This is a genomic window from Variovorax sp. AB1(2024), assembly GCF_037482385.2.
In the GTDB taxonomy this organism is placed as follows: Bacteria; Pseudomonadota; Gammaproteobacteria; order Burkholderiales; family Burkholderiaceae_C; genus Variovorax.
Map to the genome: position 1 here is coordinate 2,443,071 of NZ_JBBHKP020000001.1, position 18,930 is coordinate 2,462,000.

Annotated in this window: 21 protein-coding genes; all 21 read left to right on the forward strand. The window is 65.9% G+C overall.

The window, feature by feature from the left end; genetic code table 11:
* Position 1: 1 nt before the first annotated feature.
* Entirely contained in the window at positions 2–184 is a 183-nt protein-coding gene (gene rpmF, locus WIX39_RS11365) for a 50S ribosomal protein L32 (protein WP_007830466.1), read from the forward strand.
* 61 nt (positions 185–245) lie between these two features.
* On the forward strand, positions 246–1,343 hold the full coding sequence (gene plsX, locus WIX39_RS11370) for a phosphate acyltransferase PlsX (RefSeq protein ID WP_081271206.1): 1,098 nt from the start codon (positions 246–248) through the stop codon (positions 1,341–1,343).
* On the forward strand, positions 1,343–2,323 hold the full coding sequence (locus WIX39_RS11375) for a beta-ketoacyl-ACP synthase III (RefSeq protein WP_106935309.1): 981 nt from the start codon (positions 1,343–1,345) through the stop codon (positions 2,321–2,323). Before plsX ends, WIX39_RS11375 begins: the two co-directional genes overlap by 1 nt.
* 53 nt (positions 2,324–2,376) lie before the next feature.
* Complete coding sequence (gene fabD, locus WIX39_RS11380; protein WP_106935308.1) at positions 2,377–3,330, forward strand: ACP S-malonyltransferase; 954 nt, start codon at positions 2,377–2,379, stop codon at positions 3,328–3,330.
* A gap of 28 nt (positions 3,331–3,358) precedes the next feature.
* Positions 3,359–4,102, forward strand: a complete 744-nt coding sequence (fabG, locus tag WIX39_RS11385) for a 3-oxoacyl-ACP reductase FabG (protein WP_106935307.1) — start codon at positions 3,359–3,361, stop codon at positions 4,100–4,102.
* Positions 4,103–4,201: 99 nt separating this feature from the next.
* Positions 4,202–4,441 carry an acyl carrier protein gene (gene acpP / locus WIX39_RS11390; protein WP_007830471.1) on the forward strand — a complete coding sequence of 80 codons (240 nt, stop codon included), beginning with the start codon at positions 4,202–4,204 and terminating at the stop codon, positions 4,439–4,441.
* 99 nt (positions 4,442–4,540) lie between these two features.
* A complete protein-coding gene (fabF, locus tag WIX39_RS11395; RefSeq protein ID WP_081271202.1) occupies positions 4,541–5,785 on the forward strand; it encodes a beta-ketoacyl-ACP synthase II in 1,245 nt (414 codons plus the stop codon).
* Positions 5,786–5,798: 13 nt separating this feature from the next.
* On the forward strand, positions 5,799–6,281 hold the full coding sequence (locus WIX39_RS11400; RefSeq protein WP_409195053.1) for a hypothetical protein: 483 nt from the start codon (positions 5,799–5,801) through the stop codon (positions 6,279–6,281).
* A 10-nt stretch (positions 6,282–6,291) separates the two neighbouring features.
* The gene (gene rpoE, locus WIX39_RS11405) at positions 6,292–6,966 is read left to right on the forward strand and encodes an RNA polymerase sigma factor RpoE (protein WP_081271200.1); all 675 of its coding nucleotides are present in this window, start codon (positions 6,292–6,294) and stop codon (positions 6,964–6,966) included.
* A gap of 17 nt (positions 6,967–6,983) precedes the next feature.
* Positions 6,984–7,661 (forward strand): sigma-E factor negative regulatory protein, encoded by a 678-nt coding sequence (locus tag WIX39_RS11410; protein ID WP_081271199.1) that lies wholly within the window; start codon positions 6,984–6,986, stop codon positions 7,659–7,661.
* A 27-nt stretch (positions 7,662–7,688) separates the two neighbouring features.
* Positions 7,689–8,789, forward strand: a complete 1,101-nt coding sequence (locus WIX39_RS11415) for a MucB/RseB C-terminal domain-containing protein (RefSeq protein ID WP_409195054.1) — start codon at positions 7,689–7,691, stop codon at positions 8,787–8,789.
* A 103-nt stretch (positions 8,790–8,892) separates the two neighbouring features.
* Positions 8,893–10,374, forward strand: a complete 1,482-nt coding sequence (locus WIX39_RS11420) for a DegQ family serine endoprotease (RefSeq protein ID WP_106935303.1) — start codon at positions 8,893–8,895, stop codon at positions 10,372–10,374.
* 523 nt (positions 10,375–10,897) lie between these two features.
* Positions 10,898–12,709 carry a translation elongation factor 4 gene (gene lepA, locus WIX39_RS11425; RefSeq protein ID WP_106935302.1) on the forward strand — a complete coding sequence of 604 codons (1,812 nt, stop codon included), beginning with the start codon at positions 10,898–10,900 and terminating at the stop codon, positions 12,707–12,709.
* A 7-nt stretch (positions 12,710–12,716) separates the two neighbouring features.
* Positions 12,717–13,682 carry a signal peptidase I gene (lepB, locus tag WIX39_RS11430; protein WP_106935301.1) on the forward strand — a complete coding sequence of 322 codons (966 nt, stop codon included), beginning with the start codon at positions 12,717–12,719 and terminating at the stop codon, positions 13,680–13,682.
* Positions 13,683–13,716: 34 nt separating this feature from the next.
* On the forward strand, positions 13,717–14,085 hold the full coding sequence (locus WIX39_RS11435; RefSeq protein ID WP_081271194.1) for a DUF4845 domain-containing protein: 369 nt from the start codon (positions 13,717–13,719) through the stop codon (positions 14,083–14,085).
* A 17-nt stretch (positions 14,086–14,102) separates the two neighbouring features.
* Positions 14,103–14,789, forward strand: a complete 687-nt coding sequence (gene rnc / locus WIX39_RS11440) for a ribonuclease III (RefSeq protein ID WP_081271193.1) — start codon at positions 14,103–14,105, stop codon at positions 14,787–14,789.
* 7 nt (positions 14,790–14,796) lie between these two features.
* The gene (era, locus tag WIX39_RS11445; protein ID WP_081271192.1) at positions 14,797–15,762 is read left to right on the forward strand and encodes a GTPase Era; all 966 of its coding nucleotides are present in this window, start codon (positions 14,797–14,799) and stop codon (positions 15,760–15,762) included.
* 136 nt (positions 15,763–15,898) lie between these two features.
* Positions 15,899–16,669, forward strand: a complete 771-nt coding sequence (recO, locus tag WIX39_RS11450; RefSeq protein WP_106935300.1) for a DNA repair protein RecO — start codon at positions 15,899–15,901, stop codon at positions 16,667–16,669.
* Positions 16,666–17,427, forward strand: a complete 762-nt coding sequence (locus WIX39_RS11455; protein ID WP_106935299.1) for a pyridoxine 5'-phosphate synthase — start codon at positions 16,666–16,668, stop codon at positions 17,425–17,427. The genes recO and WIX39_RS11455 overlap by 4 nt, the downstream gene beginning before the upstream one ends.
* 13 nt (positions 17,428–17,440) lie before the next feature.
* Positions 17,441–17,833, forward strand: coding sequence for a holo-ACP synthase (gene acpS, locus WIX39_RS11460; protein WP_081271189.1), 393 nt, complete (start codon positions 17,441–17,443; stop codon positions 17,831–17,833).
* Positions 17,830–18,912 carry a beta-N-acetylhexosaminidase gene (nagZ, locus tag WIX39_RS11465; protein WP_106935298.1) on the forward strand — a complete coding sequence of 361 codons (1,083 nt, stop codon included), beginning with the start codon at positions 17,830–17,832 and terminating at the stop codon, positions 18,910–18,912. Before acpS ends, nagZ begins: the two co-directional genes overlap by 4 nt.
* The last annotated feature ends 18 nt before the right edge of the window (positions 18,913–18,930 follow it).

The following is an 18,930-nucleotide window of genomic DNA, read 5'->3' on the forward strand; positions in this document are numbered from 1 at the left end:
CATGGCCGTCCAGCAAAACAAGAAGTCGCCTTCCAAGCGCGGCATGCACCGTTCCCACAATGCGCTGGTCGTGCCCGGCATCGCCGTGGAGCCGACCACCGGCGAAACGCACCTGCGCCACCACATCAGCCCCAACGGTTTCTACCGTGGCCGCCAGGTGCTCAAGAACAAGTCCGAAGCCTGATCTCGCATCCCAAGGCCAAGGCCCGAAGCTACTTCTGCCGTAGCGTCGGGCCTTTGTTTTGATGGCTACGCCTTCTTCTCCCGAATTCACTGCTGCGCCCGCCGCAATCACGCTCGCCGTGGATTGCATGGGGGGTGACCATGGGCCGCGTGTCACGCTCGCGGCCTGCCGCGCGTTTCTTGAGCGGCACAGCGAGGCCTCACTGCTGCTGGTCGGCGCGCCGGCCGCGCTCGCGGGCTTTGCCGCGCATCCGCGTGCCCGCATCGTCGCAGCCAGCGAAGTTGTGGGCATGGACGACCCGATCGAAATTGCCCTGCGCAAGAAGAAAGATTCTTCGATGCGCGTCGCGATCCAGCAGGTCAAGGACGGTGCTGCCCAGGCTGCCGTGTCGGCTGGCAACACCGGTGCATTGATGGCCATTGCGCGCTATCTGCTCAAGACCCTCGACGGCATCGACCGCCCTGCGATTGCGCCGCAACTGCCGAACGCCAAGGGCGGCGCAACGACCGTGCTCGACCTGGGTGCGAACGTCGACTGCGACGCCGAGGACCTCCTTCAGTTCGCCGTGCTCGGCTCGGCGCTGGTGTCGGCGCTGACCGGTAACGAGGCGCCTTCGGTCGGCCTGCTCAATATCGGCGAAGAAGCCATCAAGGGCAGCGAAACAATCAAAAAAGCCAGTCAACTGCTGCGTACGGCTGCCAACTCCAAAGATCTCAACTTCTACGGCAACGTGGAAGGCAACGATATTTTCAAGGGCACGACCGACATCGTCGTTTGTGACGGTTTTGTCGGAAATGTGGCGTTGAAAGCCAGCGAAGGCGTGGCTTCGATGATCGGCGAGTTCATTCGCGTGGAGTTCTCGCGGAGCGTCTTCACCAAACTCGCTGCAATTGTTGCTTATCCGGTTCTAAAAGCTTTCAAAAGCCGTTTGGATCATCGTCGCTACAACGGAGCGGCCTTGCTCGGCCTGCGTGGCCTGGTTTTCAAGAGCCATGGCTCGGCTGACGAAGTGGCTTTCGGACATGCGCTCGATCGCGCTTATGATGCCGCTCGCAACAACCTGCTCGATCGCGTGCGGGCCCGCATCGCCCACGCCGCGCCTTTGCTCGCGCGGCAGGAGCCGGCGGCGCCGGTCGACGCGACGGCCCTTCACGTTTGATGACGACCCCTTATTCACGCATTACCGGCACCGGCAGCTACCTGCCTCCACGCCGCGTGACCAATGACGATCTCGCCAAGGAATTGGCGACACGCGGCATCGAAACCTCCGATCAGTGGATCGTCGAGCGCACCGGCATCCACGCGCGCCACTTCGCGGCGCCGGAAGTCACGAGCAGCGATCTCGGCTACGAGGCCGCCCGGCACGCTCTCGAAGCTGCCGGACGCAAGGCCAGCGATGTCGACCTGATCATCGTCGCGACCTCGACGCCCGACATGGTGTTTCCGTCGTCGGCCGCCATCCTCCAGCACAAGCTCGGCATTGCCGGCTGCCCGGCGTTCGACGTCCAGGCGGTCTGCAGCGGCTTCGTCTACGCGCTGACCGTCGCCGACGCGATGATCCGCACCGGCACCGCGCGTTGCGCGCTGGTGGTGGGCGCCGAAGTGTTCTCCCGCATCCTCGACTTCAACGATCGCACCACCTGCGTGCTGTTCGGCGACGGCGCGGGCGCGGTGGTGCTCGAGGCGAGCGAGGAGCCGGGCATCCTGGCCAGCGACCTTCACGCGGACGGCAAGCACGTGGGCATCCTTTGCGTGCCCGGGCATGTGTCCGGCGGCAACGTGCTGGGCACGCCCTTGCTGCACATGGACGGCCAGGCCGTCTTCAAGCTCGCGGTTCGCGTGCTCGAAGAGGCGGCGCGCGCCACGCTGGCGAAGGCCGGCAAGACCGACGCCGACATCGACTGGCTGATTCCGCACCAGGCCAACATCCGCATCATGGAAGGCACGGCCAGGAAGCTGAAGCTTCCACGCGAAAAGCTCATCGTCACGGTGAACGAGCACGGCAACACGTCTGCCGCGTCGATCCCGCTGGCTCTCGACGAAGCCGTGCGTTCCGGCAAGGTGAAGAAGGGCGAAACACTCATGCTCGAAGGCGTGGGCGGCGGCTTCACCTGGGGCGCGGTGCTATTGAACCTGTAGTGTGTTGCGCCGTCCCCAAGAGGGCGGCTGCAATGCGAGACAACGCATAAACAATGAAATCCTTTGCTTTTGTTTTCCCCGGTCAGGGCTCGCAGGCTGTCGGCATGCTCGACGGCTGGGGCGATCATCCGGCCGTGGTCGAAACCCTGCGCGAAGCTTCCGAGGCGCTGGGCGAAGACGTTGGCGCGCTGATCAAGAACGGCCCCAAGGAAGAACTGGCCCTCACGACCAATACCCAGCCCGTGATGCTGGTCGCGGGTGTCGCGGCCTGGCGCGCCTGGCTGGCTGAGGGCGGCGCGACGCCGGCCGTGGTGGCCGGCCATTCGCTCGGCGAATACTCGGCGCTGGTCGCTTCCGGCGTGTTGACGCTGGCGCAAGCCGCGCCGCTGGTGCGCTTCCGCGCGCAAGCGATGCAACAGGCTGTGCCGGTGGGCGTCGGCGCGATGGCTGCTGTTCTGGGCATGGAGTCCGGCAAGGTGGTCGCCGGCTGCGCGGAAGCCACCGCGAGTTTCGGCGCGGGCAGCGCCGAAATCGTCGAGGCGGTGAATTTCAACGACCCCATGCAGACAGTGATCGCCGGCAGCAAGGCTGCCGTCGACAAGGCCTGCGAACTGCTTAAGGCCAACGGCGCCAAGCGTGCATTGCTGTTGCCGGTGTCGGCACCGTTCCATTCGAGCCTGATGAAGCCTGCCGCCGAGGCGCTGCGCGAGAAACTGGCCTCCGTCACGCTGGCTGCGCCGCAGATCCCGGTGCTGAACAACATCGACGTCGCCGTCGAAACCGATGCCGACCGCATCCGCGACGCCCTGGTGCGCCAGGCCGCCGGTCCGGTTCGCTGGGTAGAGAGCGTGCAGGCCTTGAAACTGCGCGGTGTAGCCGCCATCATCGAGTGCGGTCCCGGCAAGGTGCTGGCCGGCATGGTGAAGCGCATCGCCCCCGATCTGGAAGCCGCGTCGGTGTACGACCCGGCCACGCTCGCGGACACCCGACAATCGCTCGCCGGCTGACCGGCGCAAGGCTCCGATACTTTTTCTTATGAGCATTCCCAAATTCGAAGGGCAAGTCGCCCTGGTCACCGGCGCAACGCGCGGCATCGGCGCAGCCATCGCGCTTGAGCTGGCGCAGCGCGGCCTGAAGGTCGTGGGCACCGGCACCACCGACGAGGGCGCGGCCAAGATCACTTCGGCCCTGAGCGCGTATGACGGCCGCGGCCGTGCGCTCGACGTGAACGACGGCGCAGCGGTCGAGGCCCTGGTCGACGAGATCGTCAAGGCCTACGGCGCGATCCACGTGCTGGTCAACAACGCCGGCATCACGCGCGACACGCTCGCCATGCGCATGAAGGACAGCGACTGGGACGCGGTGCTCGACACCAATCTCAAGGCTGTCTTCTCGCTCTCGCGCGCCGTGATCCGCCCGATGATGAAGCAGCGCTACGGCCGCATCATCAGCATCACCAGCGTGGTCGGCGCCTCCGGCAATGCCGGCCAGGCCAACTACGCGGCCGCCAAGGCCGGTGTCGCGGGCATGACCCGCGCGCTGGCCCGCGAGCTCGGCAGCCGCAACATCACTGTCAACTGCGTCGCACCCGGTTTCATCGAAACCGACATGACGGCCAGCCTGCCCGAAGCCCAGCAACAGGCGCTGCTCCAGCAGATCCCGCTGGGCCACCTGGGCAAGCCGGCCGACATCGCGCACGCGGTGGCTTACCTCGCATCGCCCCAGGCGTCCTACGTCACGGGGCAGGAGCTGCACGTCAACGGCGGCATGCACATGTAGCCGCAAGGCGCAACCTTTTCCCGTACCGGGTGCGCGGCAAATGCCACAATGCGCCCGGCTAAAATCCACCGATTACCTACAACCCTCAGAGGGAACCAAATGAGCGATATCGAAGCACGTGTCAAGAAAATCATCGCCGAGCAACTCGGCGTGGAAGAGTCCCAAGTGACGAATGAAAAGGCTTTCGTGGCCGACCTCGGCGCCGACTCTCTCGACACGGTCGAACTCGTGATGGCACTCGAAGACGAATTCGGCATCGAAATTCCCGACGAAGACGCCGAGAAGATCACCACGGTGCAAAACGCCGTCGACTACGCCACCAAGAATCAAAAGGCCTGATCGGCCAGCTGACAAGATTGCAACTGCGGCCGGCGGCTTTTACTTGAACCGCACGCGCCGGCAGGCAACTGTTCAGCGCTTCCAGAAAGGTTTGCCGGCATGACCAAACGCCGCGTCGTCGTGACCGGGCTCGGTTGCATCGCTCCTGTCGGAAACACCGCAACCGAATCCTGGGCCAACCTGTTGGCCGGGAAGTCGGGCATTGCGAACATCACCGCGTTCGATGCAAGCGCCTTCGCTTGCAAGTTCGCCGGTGAAGTCAAGGGTTTCGACATCACCCAATACATCTCGGAGAAGGAAGCGCGTCACATGGACCGCTTCATTCATCTGGGTCTGGCCGCCGCCATCCAGGCGGTGCAGGACAGCGGACTGCCGACCGGCGACGCGCTTTCCTATGAAGAGGCCGTGCGCATCGGCTGCAACATCGGCTCCGGCATCGGCGGCCTGCCGATGATCGAGGAAACGCACGGTGAACTGATGAACCGCGGCCCGCGCCGCGTTTCGCCGTTCTTCGTGCCTGCGTCGATCATCAACATGATCTCCGGCCACGTGTCGATCAAGTACGGCTTCAAGGGCCCGAACATCGCCGTCGTGACCGCCTGCACCACCGGCCTGCACGCCATCGGCACCTCGGCCCGCATGATCGAGTACGGCGATGCCGACGTGATGATCGCCGGCGGCGCCGAGTCGACCATCTCCCCGCTCGGTATCGGCGGCTTCACCGCGCCTCGCGCGCTGAGCACCCGCAACGACGATCCCGCCACGGCCTCCCGTCCGTGGGACAAGGACCGCGACGGCTTCGTGCTGGGCGAGGGCGCCGGCGTGCTGGTGCTCGAGGAGTACGAACACGCCAAGGCGCGCGGCGCCAAGATCTACGCGGAAGTCGCGGGCTTCGGCCTGACCGGTGACGCGTATCACATGACGGCACCCGACGTCGACGGCCCGCGCCGTTCGATGGCCATGGCGCTGTCGAATGCGGGCGTCAATGCGGACCAGGTGCAATACCTCAATGCACACGGCACCTCGACGCAGATCGGCGACGTCAACGAGACCAATGCGGTCAAGCTGGCCTTCGGCGATCACGCGAAGAAGCTCGTCGTCAATTCGACCAAGTCCATGACCGGCCACTTGCTGGGCGGCGCGGGCGGCATCGAATCGGTGTTCACGGTCCTGGCGCTGCACGAGCAGAAGAGCCCGCCGACCATCAACATCTTCAACCAGGATCCGGAGTGCGATCTCGACTACTGCGCCAACGAGGCGCGCGATCTGAAGATCGACGTCGCGGTCAAGAACAACTTCGGCTTCGGGGGCACCAACGGCACGCTGGTGTTCAAGCGCGCTTGAGCATTGCTCGGTCATGCACAGCGCACCGTCGGTGAACTACCCGGTGGGGCGCTCACGCGGCGCAACCCGGATCCTCGTCGTCCTGTGGGCATTGGGTGCCTGCTGCGCGGGCGCGTCCTGCTATCTGTTCGATAGCGCCGGATGGCGCCAGTTGCTGCTGGTGCTCAGTGTCGTTTTCGCGGGCGTCGCGGCGGGTTTCGGCCTGCGGCGCGACGGCGCCGGCGTGCTGCATTTCGATGGCCTTCAGTGGTCCTTGTCGAGTGCCGATGCGGCGCGCGGCGTGCGCAACGCGCGTGTGCTGGCGGCGCTCGATTTCCAGTCGCTGATGCTGCTGCGGCTCACCGAGCCGGGCCGCGCCCGCCACTGGGTCTGGATCGAGCAGCGGGCCATGCCGGAGCGCTGGCGCGACATACGCCGTGCGGTATATTCGCGCCCCCCATCCGCGGAGCCAGCGGGCGACTCCTGGCGTGCGACGGCTCCTGCCGACGCTCCCTGAACCTTTCTCGATGACCACTTCTCCGCCGCCAGTGCCGCCGGATTCCGGGCTGACCGACGCGCCCGCGGAAGCGCCGCGTCCGGGCGAGGTCGACTTCCAGCTGGTCCAGCGCACGGTCGCGGGCGACCAGAAGGCGTTCGAGCTGCTGGTCATCAAGTACCAGCGCCGCATCGAGCGCCTGATCGGACGCATGGTGCGCGATGTCGACCTGATCGAGGACATCGCGCAGGAAACCTTCATTCGGGCCTACCGCGCGCTGCATCAGTTCCGCGGAGAAGCCCAGTTCTACACCTGGCTCTACCGGATCGCCGTCAACACCGCCAAGAAGGCGCTGGTGGACATGAAGCGCGACCCGACCGTTTCCGAAGCCGCCCTGAGGTCTTCTTCTGAGGACGAAGATGAAACTTACCGTCCCGGAAACGAACCAACCACCGACGAAACCCCCGAATCGGTCCTGGCGGCGAATGAAATCGCCAGTGCCGTCGAAGCTGCCATGGAAGCACTCCCCGCCGAGTTGCGCCAGGCGGTCACGCTGCGCGAAATCGAGGGCATGAGTTACGAAGAGATCGCCGAGGTCATGGATTGCCCTATCGGCACGGTGCGTTCGCGAATTTTCCGGGCGCGCGAGGCCATTTCGGCCAGGGTCAAGCCGCTGCTGGACAACCAGTCCGGCAAACGTTGGTAAGTAAGCAGGTGAATGAAATGAATCAGACGATGACGGTTCGGGAACAGGTGTCCGCACTTGCGGATGGTCATTTGCAGGGCGAGTCGTTCGCGCAGGCGATCGAGGCCATCTGCGCCGACAGCGAATCGCGCGCGACCTGGCAGGCCTACCACGTGGTGGGCGACGTGCTGCGTTCGGGCTCCCATTCGCCGTGCAGCGACAGCTCGGCCTTCCTGGCGCGCTTCCAGCAACGCCTGGCCGCGGAGCCCGTGGTGCTCGCTCCCGCGGCGGCGCCAGTCGCCGCACCTGTGGCGCTTCCCCTGCAGCGCAGGGCGGAGGCGGCCAACGAGCCGGTGTTCCGCTGGAAGCTGGTGGCCGGTGCCGCCTCGCTGATGGCGGTGGCCGCCATCGGCTGGACGCTGGTCGGCAACGGCGCTGCCATTCCCCAGCCTGGCGCGCAACTCGCTTCGATCCAGCAGCAACAACAGCCGGCCGTCAATTCGGTGCTGGCCGCTGCGGCACTGAACGGCCCGCAGCAGCCCGCCGGCGGCACGCTGACGCCCACGCGCGTCATCGTCGGCAACGGCGCGCCGCAGGTCATGCTGCGCGATCCGCGGCTCGACCAACTGCTCGAAGCGCACCAGCAGGCCGGCGGCGCTTCGCAAATGCCTTCGGGCTTCCTGCGCAATGCCACTTTCGAGGGACCCACGCGCTGACAGCGCGCCCTTAGCAGCCCGCCCCTAATGATCGTTCAGATGCCGATTTCCGCGCGCGCCTGCGTGCTCGTGTTTGCAGCTTTCTGCCTGGCGCAGGTTTCCATCGCGCAGCCTCGTTCAGGCGCCGCGGTGAATCCCAAGAGCGCGGCCGCGGCGCAGACGGACGAGCCGCCGGCAATGAGCGTCACCGAGTGGCTGCAGCGCATGCACACGGGAGCCCGGCAGCGCAATTACGTGGGCACTTTCGTGGTGTCGGCGCCGGGCGGCGACCTGTCGAGCGCGCGCATCTGGCACGTACGCGATGGCGAGCACCAGATCGAGCGCATCGAGGCCCTGTCGGGACCGCCGCGTTCGACCTTCCGGCGCAACCGCAACGTCATGACCTTCCTGCCGGAAGCGAAGGTCGTCAAGGTCGAGAAGCGGGAGAACCTCGATCTCTTTCCGAACCTGCCGGACAAGCCCGATTCGTCGATCAGCGATTTCTACGACGTGCGTGCAATCGGCAAGGACCGCGTGGCGGGCTTCGACGCCGACGTGGTGCAGCTGGTGCCGCACGACGCGCTGCGCTTCGGCTACCGCGTCTGGAGCGAGCGCCGATCCGGCCTCGTGGTGAAGCTGCAGACCATCGACAGCGAATCGCGCGTGGTGGAGCAGTCGGCGTTCTCCGAACTGCAGCTCGACGCACCGGTGAAGCCGCAGGCGCTGGCACAGATGATGGCCAACACTTCCGGCTACCGCATCGAGAAGCTCGAGCTCGAGCGCTCCAGCGCACAGGACGAGGGCTGGACCCTCAGCACCCCGGTGGCCGGGTTCAAGCCCCGCAGCTTCTTCCGCCGTCCCCCGAGCGGCGAGAGCAGCAGCAACAACAACAGCGGCGGCAAGCAGAAACAACAGGACGCGACCACGGTCCAGTGGACTTTCTCCGACGGACTCGCCTCGGTGTCGCTCTTCATCGAGCGCTACGATGCCGCGCGCGCGCCGCGCGACGGCGTGCTGACCATCGGCGCCACCAATGCGATCCGCCGGCGCCTGCCGGAACCCGCCAGCGACTGGTGGCTGACCGCGGTCGGCGAAGTGCCGCAGCAGACACTCAACGCGTTCGCCCAGAGCCTCGCGCGCACGCGCTGATTCGACGCATTTGCCGCGCAACGCCGGTTGCGCTGAACCAAGCCTGTGCCGCAGACTCATAGCACTTGTTTTTTAGCCGCTCTGCTCTTTTGAAAGAAAACCGATGATCTTCAAAGTCGAGGGACACAAGCTTCGTTCCGGTGTTTTGGCTTTCGCGCTTGCGCTCACGGCGGGCGCCAGCTTCCTGCCTGTCGAGCCCGTGCACGCGCAGACGCGCACGCTGCCCGATTTCACCGACCTGGTCGACCAGGTCGGCCCCTCCGTCGTCAACATCCGCACCATCGAGAAGGTGACGCCGCGCGCCGGCAACGGCGAGATGGACGAGGAGATGCAGGAGTTCTTCCGCCGCTTCTTCGGCCAGCCGCTGCCGGGCGCGCCCCGTTCGGGCCCGCGCCAGAACCGGCCGCAGCAACCGCAGGAAGAGGAGCGCCCCCGCGGCGTGGGCTCCGGCTTCATCCTGACGGCCGACGGCTACGTGATGACCAATGCGCACGTGGTGGAAGACGCTTCCGAGGTGCTGGTCACGCTGCCCGACAAGCGCGAGTTCAAGGCCAAGATCGTGGGCGCCGACAAGCGCACCGACGTCGCGGTCGTCAAGATCGAAGCCACGGGCCTGCCGGCCGTGAAGGTGGGCGACATCTCCAGGCTGCGCGTCGGCGAATGGGTCATGGCCATCGGCTCGCCGTTCGGCCTCGAGAACACCGTCACCGCCGGCATCGTGAGCGCGAAGCAGCGCGACACCGGCGAATACCTGCCGTTCATCCAGACCGACGTGGCCATCAACCCCGGCAACTCGGGCGGCCCGCTGATCAACATGCGCGGCGAGGTGGTCGGCATCAACAGCCAGATCTACTCGCGCTCGGGCGGCTTCATGGGCATCTCGTTCTCGATCCCGATCGACGAGGCGATCCGAGTGAGCGACCAGCTGCGCACCTCGGGCCGCGTGTCGCGCGGCCGCATCGGCGTGCAGATCGACCAGGTGACGAAGGACGTGGCCGAGGCCATCGGCCTTGGCAAGGCGCAGGGCGCGCTGGTGCGCGGCGTCGAGGCCGGATCGCCGGGCGAGAAGGCCGGCGTGGAGCCGGGCGACGTGATCACCAAGTTCGACGGCAAGGCCATCGAGAAGCCGAGCGACCTGCCGCGCCTGGTGGGCAACACCAAGCCCGGCACGAAGAGCACGCTCACGGTGTTCCGCCGCGGTGCGTCGCGCGACCTCAGCGTGACCATTGCCGAGATCGAACCCGACAAGCCCAGCAAGCGCGCGACCGACCGAGACGAAACGCCGGCCAAGCCACCGGTATCCGCGGCCGCCAAATCGCTCGGCCTTGCCGTGAGCGACCTCACCGACGCGCAGAAGAAAGAGCTCAAGCTGAAGGGCGGCGTGAAGGTCGATGCCGCCAGCGACGCCGCTGCGCGCGCGGGCCTGCGCGAGGGCGACATCATCCTGGCCGTGGGCAATTCGGACATCGCGAATGCGCGTGAATTCGAGTCCGCCATCGGCAAGGCCGACAAGAGCAAGGCGCTCAGCGTGCTGTTCCGCCGCGGTGACTGGGCGCAGTACGCCCTGATCCGCCCCGCACGCTGATCTGACGCCGGCGTCAAGTGGCCCCACCCGGCAGTCGGGTTTGGGGCCGTTTTTTTGAGGTGTTTACGACGTTCTGGCGCCGTGCCCCAAAAAAAATCTGGGAGGCCGAAACCCTCCGATTTTGTTTGTGCCTACTAACTTATAAAAGGCCTAAGGACGAATTTCGGTAGAATAGAGCACCCTCGACGGCCGGCCAGCGCATAAGGAGTGCGCTGGCCTTCACGATGCGAGATGTCAGACAGCAGTCCACCGGTGCTCCACAGATCGCCCACAAGTTGTTCAGTAACTGCTCCACCGATCCTGTTGATAACCTGTTTATATCTTTGATGTTGTGGACCTGCAACGACCCCTTTGGAGCCTGTTCCCGGATGTACGTGCTTCCCTTTTTGCCTACAATGAAGTTCCAACTACTGCAGTTGCCATTGCTTGTTGGTTCAGGGCGCGTCTCCAGAAGACGCGCCCTTTTTTCTTGCCTGTCGCCCTCTGCGCGCGAGCCAATTCAAGTACTTAAGCGTTCCCGTTGATGAATCACATCAGAAATTTTTCGATCATTGCGCACATCGACCATGGCAAGTCGACGCTCGCAGACCGTTTGATCCAGCGCTGCGGCGGCCTCGCGGAACGCGAGATGGAAGCGCAGGTGCTCGACTCGATGGACATCGAGAAAGAGCGTGGGATAACCATCAAGGCACAGACCGCGGCGCTGCACTACAAGGCACGCGACGGACAGGTCTACAACCTCAATCTGATCGACACGCCGGGCCACGTCGACTTCTCGTATGAAGTGAGTCGCTCGCTGTCCGCATGCGAAGGCGCGCTGCTCGTCGTCGATGCGTCGCAAGGTGTCGAAGCGCAGACGGTGGCCAACTGCTACACCGCGCTCGACCTCGGCGTCGAAGTGGTGCCGGTGCTCAACAAGATCGACCTGCCCAACGCGGACCTCGACAACGCGCGCACCGAGATCGAAGACGTGATCGGCATCGACGCGACCGACGCGATTCCTTGTTCCGCCAAGACCGGTGTCGGCATCGACGACATCCTCGAAGCCATCGTCGCACGCATGCCCGCGCCGCGCGGCAACCCCGACGGCCCGCTGCGCGCGATGATCGTCGACAGCTGGTTCGACCCGTACGTCGGCGTCGTCATGCTGGTGCGCGTGGTCGACGGCCGGCTCGTGAAGGGCGAGCGCATCAAGATGATGGCGTCTGGTGCGATGTACAACGCCGACAGCGTGGGCGTGTTCACGCCGGCCAACGAGCCGCGGCCTTCGCTCGAGGCGGGCGAGGTGGGCTACATCATCGCGGGCATCAAGGAACTGCAGGCCGCCAAGGTCGGCGACACGGTCACGCTGATCAGGCCGGGCACCGGCGGTGCGGCGGCCACGGCAACCGAGGCGCTGCCCGGCTTCAAGGAAATCCAGCCGCAGGTGTTCGCGGGCCTGTACCCCACCGAAGCCAGCGAGTACGACTCGCTGCGCGACGCACTCGAGAAGCTCAAGCTCAACGATTCGTCGCTGCGCTACGAGCCCGAAGTGAGCCAGGCGCTGGGCTTCGGCTTCCGCTGCGGCTTCCTCGGCCTGCTGCACATGGAAATCGTGCAGGAGCGGCTGGAGCGCGAGTTCGACCAGGACCTGATCACGACCGCGCCCAGCGTGGTCTACCAGGTGGTCAAGAACGACGGCGAGGTGATCATGGTCGAGAACCCGTCCAAGATGCCCGACGTCGGCCGCATGGCCGAGATCCGCGAGCCGATCGTCACCGTGCACCTGTACATGCCGCAGGAATACGTCGGCTCCGTCATGACGCTGGCCAACCAGAAGCGCGGCGTGCAGATGAACATGGCCTACCACGGCCGCCAGGTCATGCTGACCTACGAGATGCCGCTCGGCGAGATCGTGCTCGACTTCTTCGACAAGCTGAAATCGGTGAGCCGCGGCTACGCCTCCATGGACTACGAGTTCAAGGAGTACCGCGCGTCCGACGTGGTGAAGGTCGACATCCTGCTGAACGGCGACAAGGTCGACGCGCTGTCGATCATCGTGCACCGCAGCCAGTCGCAGTACCGCGGCCGGGCGGTGGTCTCGAAGATGCGCGAGATCATTTCGCGCCAGATGTACGACGTGGCGATCCAGGCGGCCATCGGTGTCACCATCATTGCGCGTGAGACAATCAAGGCCCTTCGCAAGAACGTGCTGGCCAAGTGCTACGGCGGCGACATCTCCCGCAAGAAGAAGCTGCTCGAGAAGCAGAAGGCCGGCAAGAAAAGAATGAAGCAGATCGGCTCCGTCGAGGTCCCGCAAGAGGCCTTCCTCGCGATTCTGCAAGTCGAAGACTGATCAAAAAATGGCATTCCTCACCTCCCTGGTACTCGCGGTTTTCGCCGGCTATGTCGGTGCCTGGTATTTCGGCGCGATCGAAGGCAACTTCGCACTGCTGCTGTTCCTGGCGACGGTGGTCACCGGCCTCTACTGGCTGGCCGAACGCTTCTATTTCCTGCCGAAACGCGAGCAGGCCGCCGCCAGGCTCGAAGCCTCGCTGGCCGAGCGCAACGAGCGGCTGGCCGGGCAGGGCATCAAGCAGGTCGACACCGCCGACGCCAAGGCGAGCGAACGCCTGCTGATGCAGCCCTGGTGGCTCGACTGGACCGCCGGGCTCTTTCCGGTGATCCTGGTGGTGTTCCTGCTGCGCTCGTTCCTGTACGAGCCCTTCAAGATTCCTTCGGGCTCGATGATGCCCACGCTGCTGACCGGCGACCTGATCCTGGTCAACAAGTTCACCTACGGCCTGCGCCTGCCGGTGATCAACACCAAGATCACCGACGGCACGCCGCTGGCGCGCGGCGACGTGGTGGTGTTCCGCTACCCGCCCAAGCCCAGCATGGACTACATCAAGCGCGTGGTCGGCATCCCGGGCGACGAGGTGTCCTACCTGAACAAGAAGCTCATGATCAACGGCCAGCCGGTGTCCAAGGCGCCGGACGCCGACTACCTCGACGGCGAATCGATGCGCCTGCTCAAGCAGTTCACCGAAAACCTCGGCGGCAAGCAGCACAAGATCCTCAACGACGACGCGGCACCCAACTTCGTGCCGGGCGCCAGCGACTTCCCGGGCCGCGAAAACTGCCGCTACTCGGTCGAAGGCGTGGTCTGCAAAGTGCCCGCCGGCCAGTATTTCATGATGGGCGACAACCGCGATAATTCGGCGGATTCGCGTTTCTGGGGCTTCGTCCCCGACCAGAACATCGTCGGCCGGGCGTTCTTCGTCTGGATGAATTTCGGCGACCTGGGACGCATCGGTCCGTTTCAATAAGCCGTCATCGGCATCGTTCGAGGGGTAAGAGGGCATGAGAACACATCGGTCTGTCGCCGGCAGGGCGTCGCAACAGCGCGGCATTTCGTTCATCGGGCTGGTGTTCGTCGCGGTCGTGCTCGCGTGCGTGGGCGTGGTCGTCGCGCAGGTCATTCCGACGCTGATCGAGTGGCAGGCGATCGACAAGGCCGCCAACAAGGCCAAGGAAGGCACGACCGTACCCGAAGTGCGCGCCATCTTCGACCGCGCGCAAGCCATCGACGACTTCAAGTCGGTCAGCGGCAAGGACCTGGACATCAAGAAGGTCGGCGACAAGGTGGTGGTCTCGTATGCCTACGAGCGCGAGATTCCCCTGTTCGGCCCGGCCTACCTGACGCTCAAATACAAGGGCGAGACCCGCTGAACGCGGCGCTTAAAAAGGTGGACGGCAGCCTTGTCGCGCTGCAGGCGCGTCTCCAGCACACCTTCTCCGATCCGCGGCTGCTCCAGCTCGCGCTCACGCACCGCAGTTTCTCGGCCGACCACAACGAGCGCCTGGAGTTTCTCGGCGACTCGGTGCTGAATCTCGCGGTTTCCCACCTGCTCTACATCCGTCTTTCGGCGCTGCCCGAGGGCGACCTTTCGCGCGTGCGCGCCAACCTGGTCAAGCAAGATACCTTGCACCGACTGGCGGTCGGGCTGGCGCTGTCGCCGCTGCTCAAGCTCGGCGAAGGCGAGGCCCGTTCCGGCGGCCCCAACCGCCCGTCGATCCTGGCCGATGCGCTCGAGGCGCTGATCGGCGCGGTCTATCTCGACGCCGGTTTCGCGGCCGCCCAGGCGCTGGTGCACCGGCTCTACGAAGCGGTCGAGATCAATCCGCGCATGGAAGCCGCGGCGAAAGACCCGAAGACCGAATTGCAGGAATGGCTGCAGGGCCACAAAATGAAGCTGCCGGTGTACCGCGTGGCCGCCACACTGGGCGCGGCGCACAAGCAGACTTTCGATGTCGAGTGCGAGGTGCCCGAGTTGGGGCTTCGCGAACGCGGCATCGGCGGCTCGCGCCGCGCCGGCGAGCAGGCTGCCGCGGCGGCCATGTTGATCCGGCTCAAGGCACGCGGCGCCGCGTGAAATCAGAATGAACGATGCTATCAATCCCGTAGCGGGACCCGAAGACACCGCAGGCGATGCGCCTGCAACCGGGCCGCAGCACTGCGGCCTCATCGCCATCGTCGGCAAGCCCAACGTGGGCAAGTCGACGCTGCTCAATGCGCTGGTCGGCCAGAAGATCAGCATCACTTCGCGCAAGGCGCAGACCACGCGCCACCGCATCACCGGCATGCGCACGCTGGGCGCCACGCAGTTCGTGTTCGTCGACACGCCGGGTTTCCAGACCCTGCATGCCAACGCGCTGAACAAGTCGCTCAACAAGACCGTGCAGGGCGCGGTCGGCGACGTGGACCTGATTCTTTTCGTGGTCGAGGCGGGCAGTTTCACGCCGGCCGACGAGCGCGTGCTCAAGCTGCTCGGCAAGGGCATCCCGACGGTGCTGCTGGCCAACAAGCTCGACAACGTGCACCGCCGCGGCGACATCGCGCCCTGGCTGCAGACCATGCAGGAGAAGCACAGCTTCGCCGAGTTCGTGCCGATGTCGGCCAAGAACGCCAAGGACGTCGAGCGCCTGTTCGACATCTGCAAGAAGTACCTGCCCGAGCAGCCCTGGTTCTACGACGAGGACGAGCTCACCGACCGCAGCGAGAAATTCCTCGCGGGCGAGCTGGTGCGCGAAAAGCTGTTCCGCCTGACCGGCGACGAGCTGCCCTACACATCGACCGTCATCATCGACAAGTTCGAGGAAGAGCCGCCCCAGAAGAAGGGCCAGAAGCGCCTGCTGCGCATCGCCGCCACCATCGTGGTCGAGCGCGACGGCCACAAGGCCATGGTGATCGGCGACAAGGGCGAGCGCATCAAGCGCATCGGCATGGAAACCCGCGTGGAGCTGGAGAAGCTGGCCGACGCCAAGGTGTTCCTCGAACTGTGGGTGAAGGTGCGCTCGGGCTGGGCCGACGACGAAGCCCGGGTCCGTTCGTTCGGCTACGAATAACAGACAGGCAAACCCCCAGGCTCGCTCGCTTCGCGTAGCCGCCAACCCCCTTGCAGGGGGCAACGCCAGTGGCCCGGCAAAGCCGGTTCCGCGGCGTTTGCCGGCCTCAAGCCTCGATGCTCCTTAGCGCACTGACATGGCCACCCACCGCGTTTCGCACGAACCGGCTTATGTGCTCCACCGCTACGACTGGAGCGAGTCGAGCCTGATCCTCGAGGTCTTCACCCGGCACCACGGGCGCATCGCGCTGGTGGCCAAGGGGGCGAAGCGGCCGAGCTCCAATTTCCGGCCCGTGCTGCTGCCGCTTCAGCCGCTGCAGCTCAACTACGGCGGCGACGCCGAGATCCGCACGCTCAAGGGCGCCGAGTGGATGGGCGGCCACGTCATGCCGACCGGCGAGGCGTTGCTGTCGGGCTACTACGTCAACGAACTGCTGCTGCGCCTGCTGGCGCGCGACGACGCCCACGAAGCACTGTTCGACGCCTATGCGGGCGTGGTGCAGGTGCTGGCGGGCGACCACGCCGGCGCCCAGGCGGCCACCCATGCGGCCGCTCTGCGCGCCTTCGAACTGCTGCTGCTGCGCGGGGTCGGGCTGCTGCCGTCGCTCGAGGTCCAGACGCTGACGCTGGAGCCGCTCGTGGCCGACACCCGCTACAGCCTCGTGCCCGAAGCCGGCCTGCGCCAGGCGGACGGCAAGGAGGCCGCGCTGGCCGGCGCCGACTGGCAGGCGCTGCAGGCCGTGCTCGACGACCGCGCCCCGTTCACCGCCACGCTGCGCGAAGTGGCCACCATGAACGCCGGCAGCAACAGCGCCCTGCGGAACCAGCTGCGCGCCTTGCTCAACTACCATTGCGGCGTGTCCACGCTGCGCACGCGGCAAATGATGAGAGATCTGCAAGCACTATGAGCACCTCAGGCAACGTCACCTCGCTGTCCGTCAACCTCAACAAGGTGGCCCTGGTCCGCAACACGCGCCACCTGGGCATCCCGAGCGTGGTCAAGGCCGCGCAGGCCTGCCTGGCCGCCGGCGCGCAGGGCATCACCGTGCACCCCCGCCCGGATGCCCGCCACATCCGCGCGCACGACGTGAGCGACCTGTCCGAGCTGCTCGCCAGGGACTGGCCCGCCATCGAGTTCAACATCGAAGGCAACCCGTTCCAGAACCTCATGGACTTCGTGCGCACGCTGAAGCCGCACCAGGCCACCTTCGTGCCCGACAGCGAAACCCAGTCGACCAGCGACCACGGCTGGACCTTCCCCGACGATGCCGAGCGCCTGCGCCCGCTGATCGCCGAGGCCCGCGCGCTGGGCGTGCGCGTCAGCCTGTTCATGGACCCGATTCCCGAGATGATGGCCGCCGTGAAGGCCGTGGGCGCCGACCGCGTCGAGCTCTACACCGAAGGCTATGCCGCCTCGCGCGGCACGCCCGACGAGCAGGCCGTGCTCCAGCGCTATGCCGACACGGCGCGCGCGGCCCATGCCGCGGGCCTGGGCATCAACGCCGGCCACGACCTGAGCCGCGACAACCTGACTGCATTCCTGCGCGCGGTGCCCGGCGTGCTGGAGGTGTCGATCGGCCATGCCTTCGTGGCCGACGCACTCGAACTCGGCTATGCCGCCACCACCCACGACTACCTGCGATGCATCAGCGAGGCGCAGCAATGAGCGCCGGCGCCGAATGATCTACGGCATTGGCACCGACATCTGCGACCTGCGGCGCATCACCGCGACCTTCGAGCGCCAGGGCGAGCGCTTCGCCCGCAAGGTGCTGAGCGACGCCGAGTTCGCGGTCTGGAAGGCCCGCAGCGCGCGCTGGCCCAAGCGCGGCATCAGCTACCTCGCGACGCGCTTTTCCGCCAAGGAGGCTTTCAGCAAGGCGATCGGCATGGGCATGCGCATGCCCATGAGCTGGCGCCTGTGCGAGATCGCCAACCTGCCCAGCGGCAAGCCGGTCATCGTGCTGCACGGCGGCCTGAAGGACTGGTTCGAGGCACAAGGGCTCACGGCCCACGTGACCGTGACCGACGAAAACGAATACGCCGCGAGCTTCGTGGTGGTGGAGAAGGTATGACCCCCGAGCTTGCTGCTCGCCCCCATGCGCCGCTGATCATCGACGTGGCCGCGACCGAACTCGACGCGGCCGACCGCCGGCGCCTTGCCAACCCGCTGGTCGGCGGCGTGATCCATTTCTCCCGCAACTGGCAGGACCGGGCGCAGATGACCGCGCTCAATGCCGAGATCAAGGCGATACGCCCCGACCTGCTGATCTGCGTCGACCACGAAGGCGGCCGCGTGCAGCGCTTTCGCACCGACGGCTTCACGCGACTGCCGTCGATGCGCGCCCTGGGCGAACTGTGGATGCGCGACGCCATGCGCGCCACGCAGGCCGCGACGGCTGCCGGCCAGGTGCTCGCGGCCGAGCTGCGCGCCTGCGGCGTCGATTTCAGCTTCGCGCCCGTGCTCGACCTGGACCACGGCGGCAGCGGCGTGATCGGCGATCGCAGTTTCCACCGCGACCCGCGCGTGGTGGCGCTGCTGGCCAAGAGCGTCATGCACGGCATGCTGCAAAAGGGCATGCGCAACTGCGGCAAGCATTTTCCGGGGCACGGCTTCGTCACGGCCGATTCGCACGTCGAGATCCCGGTCGACAAGCGCAGCCTCAAGGACATCCTGAACGATGACGCCCGGCCTTACGACTGGCTGGCCGGCACGCTCACCGCCGTGATGCCGGCGCACGTGATCTACCCCAAGGTCGACAAGCGGCCGGCGGGGTTTTCGTCGAAGTGGCTCAAGGCGGTGCTGCGCCAGCGCTTCGCCTTCGACGGCGCGGTCTTCAGCGACGACCTGAGCATGGAAGCGGGGCGCTACATCGACGGCGAACTGCTGAGCTACACCGACGCCGCGCTGGCGGCGCTGGCGGCGGGCTGCGACGTGGCGCTGCTGTGCAACCAGAGCATTGGCGACGGACGGGTGCTCGACCAATTCCTCGATGGATTCGAGGCGGCTTCGCGCAACGGGCAATGGCGGCCGGATGCGGCGAGCGAGGCACGCAGGCTCGCGTTGCTGCCGCAAGAGGCCGCGCCCGACTGGGACACGCTTTCCGCGTCGCGCACTCACCGCGATGCGCTGCGCCTGCTGGCGGCCGTCTGAGCCGAGCGCTCTTTTTCT

What these genes read in the sequence shown, in the direction of transcription:
- rpmF (WP_007830466.1), top strand. Translation starts at nt 2, where the DNA reads ATGGCCGTCCAGCAAAACAAGAAGTCGCCTTCCAAGCGCGGCATGCAC.
- plsX (WP_081271206.1), top strand. Translation starts at nt 246, where the DNA reads ATGGCTACGCCTTCTTCTCCCGAATTCACTGCTGCGCCCGCCGCAATC.
- WIX39_RS11375 (WP_106935309.1), top strand. Translation starts at nt 1,343, where the DNA reads ATGACGACCCCTTATTCACGCATTACCGGCACCGGCAGCTACCTGCCT.
- fabD (WP_106935308.1), top strand. Translation starts at nt 2,377, where the DNA reads ATGAAATCCTTTGCTTTTGTTTTCCCCGGTCAGGGCTCGCAGGCTGTC.
- fabG (WP_106935307.1), top strand. Translation starts at nt 3,359, where the DNA reads ATGAGCATTCCCAAATTCGAAGGGCAAGTCGCCCTGGTCACCGGCGCA.
- acpP (WP_007830471.1), top strand. Translation starts at nt 4,202, where the DNA reads ATGAGCGATATCGAAGCACGTGTCAAGAAAATCATCGCCGAGCAACTC.
- fabF (WP_081271202.1), top strand. Translation starts at nt 4,541, where the DNA reads ATGACCAAACGCCGCGTCGTCGTGACCGGGCTCGGTTGCATCGCTCCT.
- WIX39_RS11400 (WP_409195053.1), top strand. Translation starts at nt 5,799, where the DNA reads ATGCACAGCGCACCGTCGGTGAACTACCCGGTGGGGCGCTCACGCGGC.
- rpoE (WP_081271200.1), top strand. Translation starts at nt 6,292, where the DNA reads ATGACCACTTCTCCGCCGCCAGTGCCGCCGGATTCCGGGCTGACCGAC.
- WIX39_RS11410 (WP_081271199.1), top strand. Translation starts at nt 6,984, where the DNA reads ATGAATCAGACGATGACGGTTCGGGAACAGGTGTCCGCACTTGCGGAT.
- WIX39_RS11415 (WP_409195054.1), top strand. Translation starts at nt 7,689, where the DNA reads ATGATCGTTCAGATGCCGATTTCCGCGCGCGCCTGCGTGCTCGTGTTT.
- WIX39_RS11420 (WP_106935303.1), top strand. Translation starts at nt 8,893, where the DNA reads ATGATCTTCAAAGTCGAGGGACACAAGCTTCGTTCCGGTGTTTTGGCT.
- lepA (WP_106935302.1), top strand. Translation starts at nt 10,898, where the DNA reads ATGAATCACATCAGAAATTTTTCGATCATTGCGCACATCGACCATGGC.
- lepB (WP_106935301.1), top strand. Translation starts at nt 12,717, where the DNA reads ATGGCATTCCTCACCTCCCTGGTACTCGCGGTTTTCGCCGGCTATGTC.
- WIX39_RS11435 (WP_081271194.1), top strand. Translation starts at nt 13,717, where the DNA reads ATGAGAACACATCGGTCTGTCGCCGGCAGGGCGTCGCAACAGCGCGGC.
- era (WP_081271192.1), top strand. Translation starts at nt 14,797, where the DNA reads ATGAACGATGCTATCAATCCCGTAGCGGGACCCGAAGACACCGCAGGC.
- recO (WP_106935300.1), top strand. Translation starts at nt 15,899, where the DNA reads ATGGCCACCCACCGCGTTTCGCACGAACCGGCTTATGTGCTCCACCGC.
- WIX39_RS11455 (WP_106935299.1), top strand. Translation starts at nt 16,666, where the DNA reads ATGAGCACCTCAGGCAACGTCACCTCGCTGTCCGTCAACCTCAACAAG.
- acpS (WP_081271189.1), top strand. Translation starts at nt 17,441, where the DNA reads ATGATCTACGGCATTGGCACCGACATCTGCGACCTGCGGCGCATCACC.
- nagZ (WP_106935298.1), top strand. Translation starts at nt 17,830, where the DNA reads ATGACCCCCGAGCTTGCTGCTCGCCCCCATGCGCCGCTGATCATCGAC.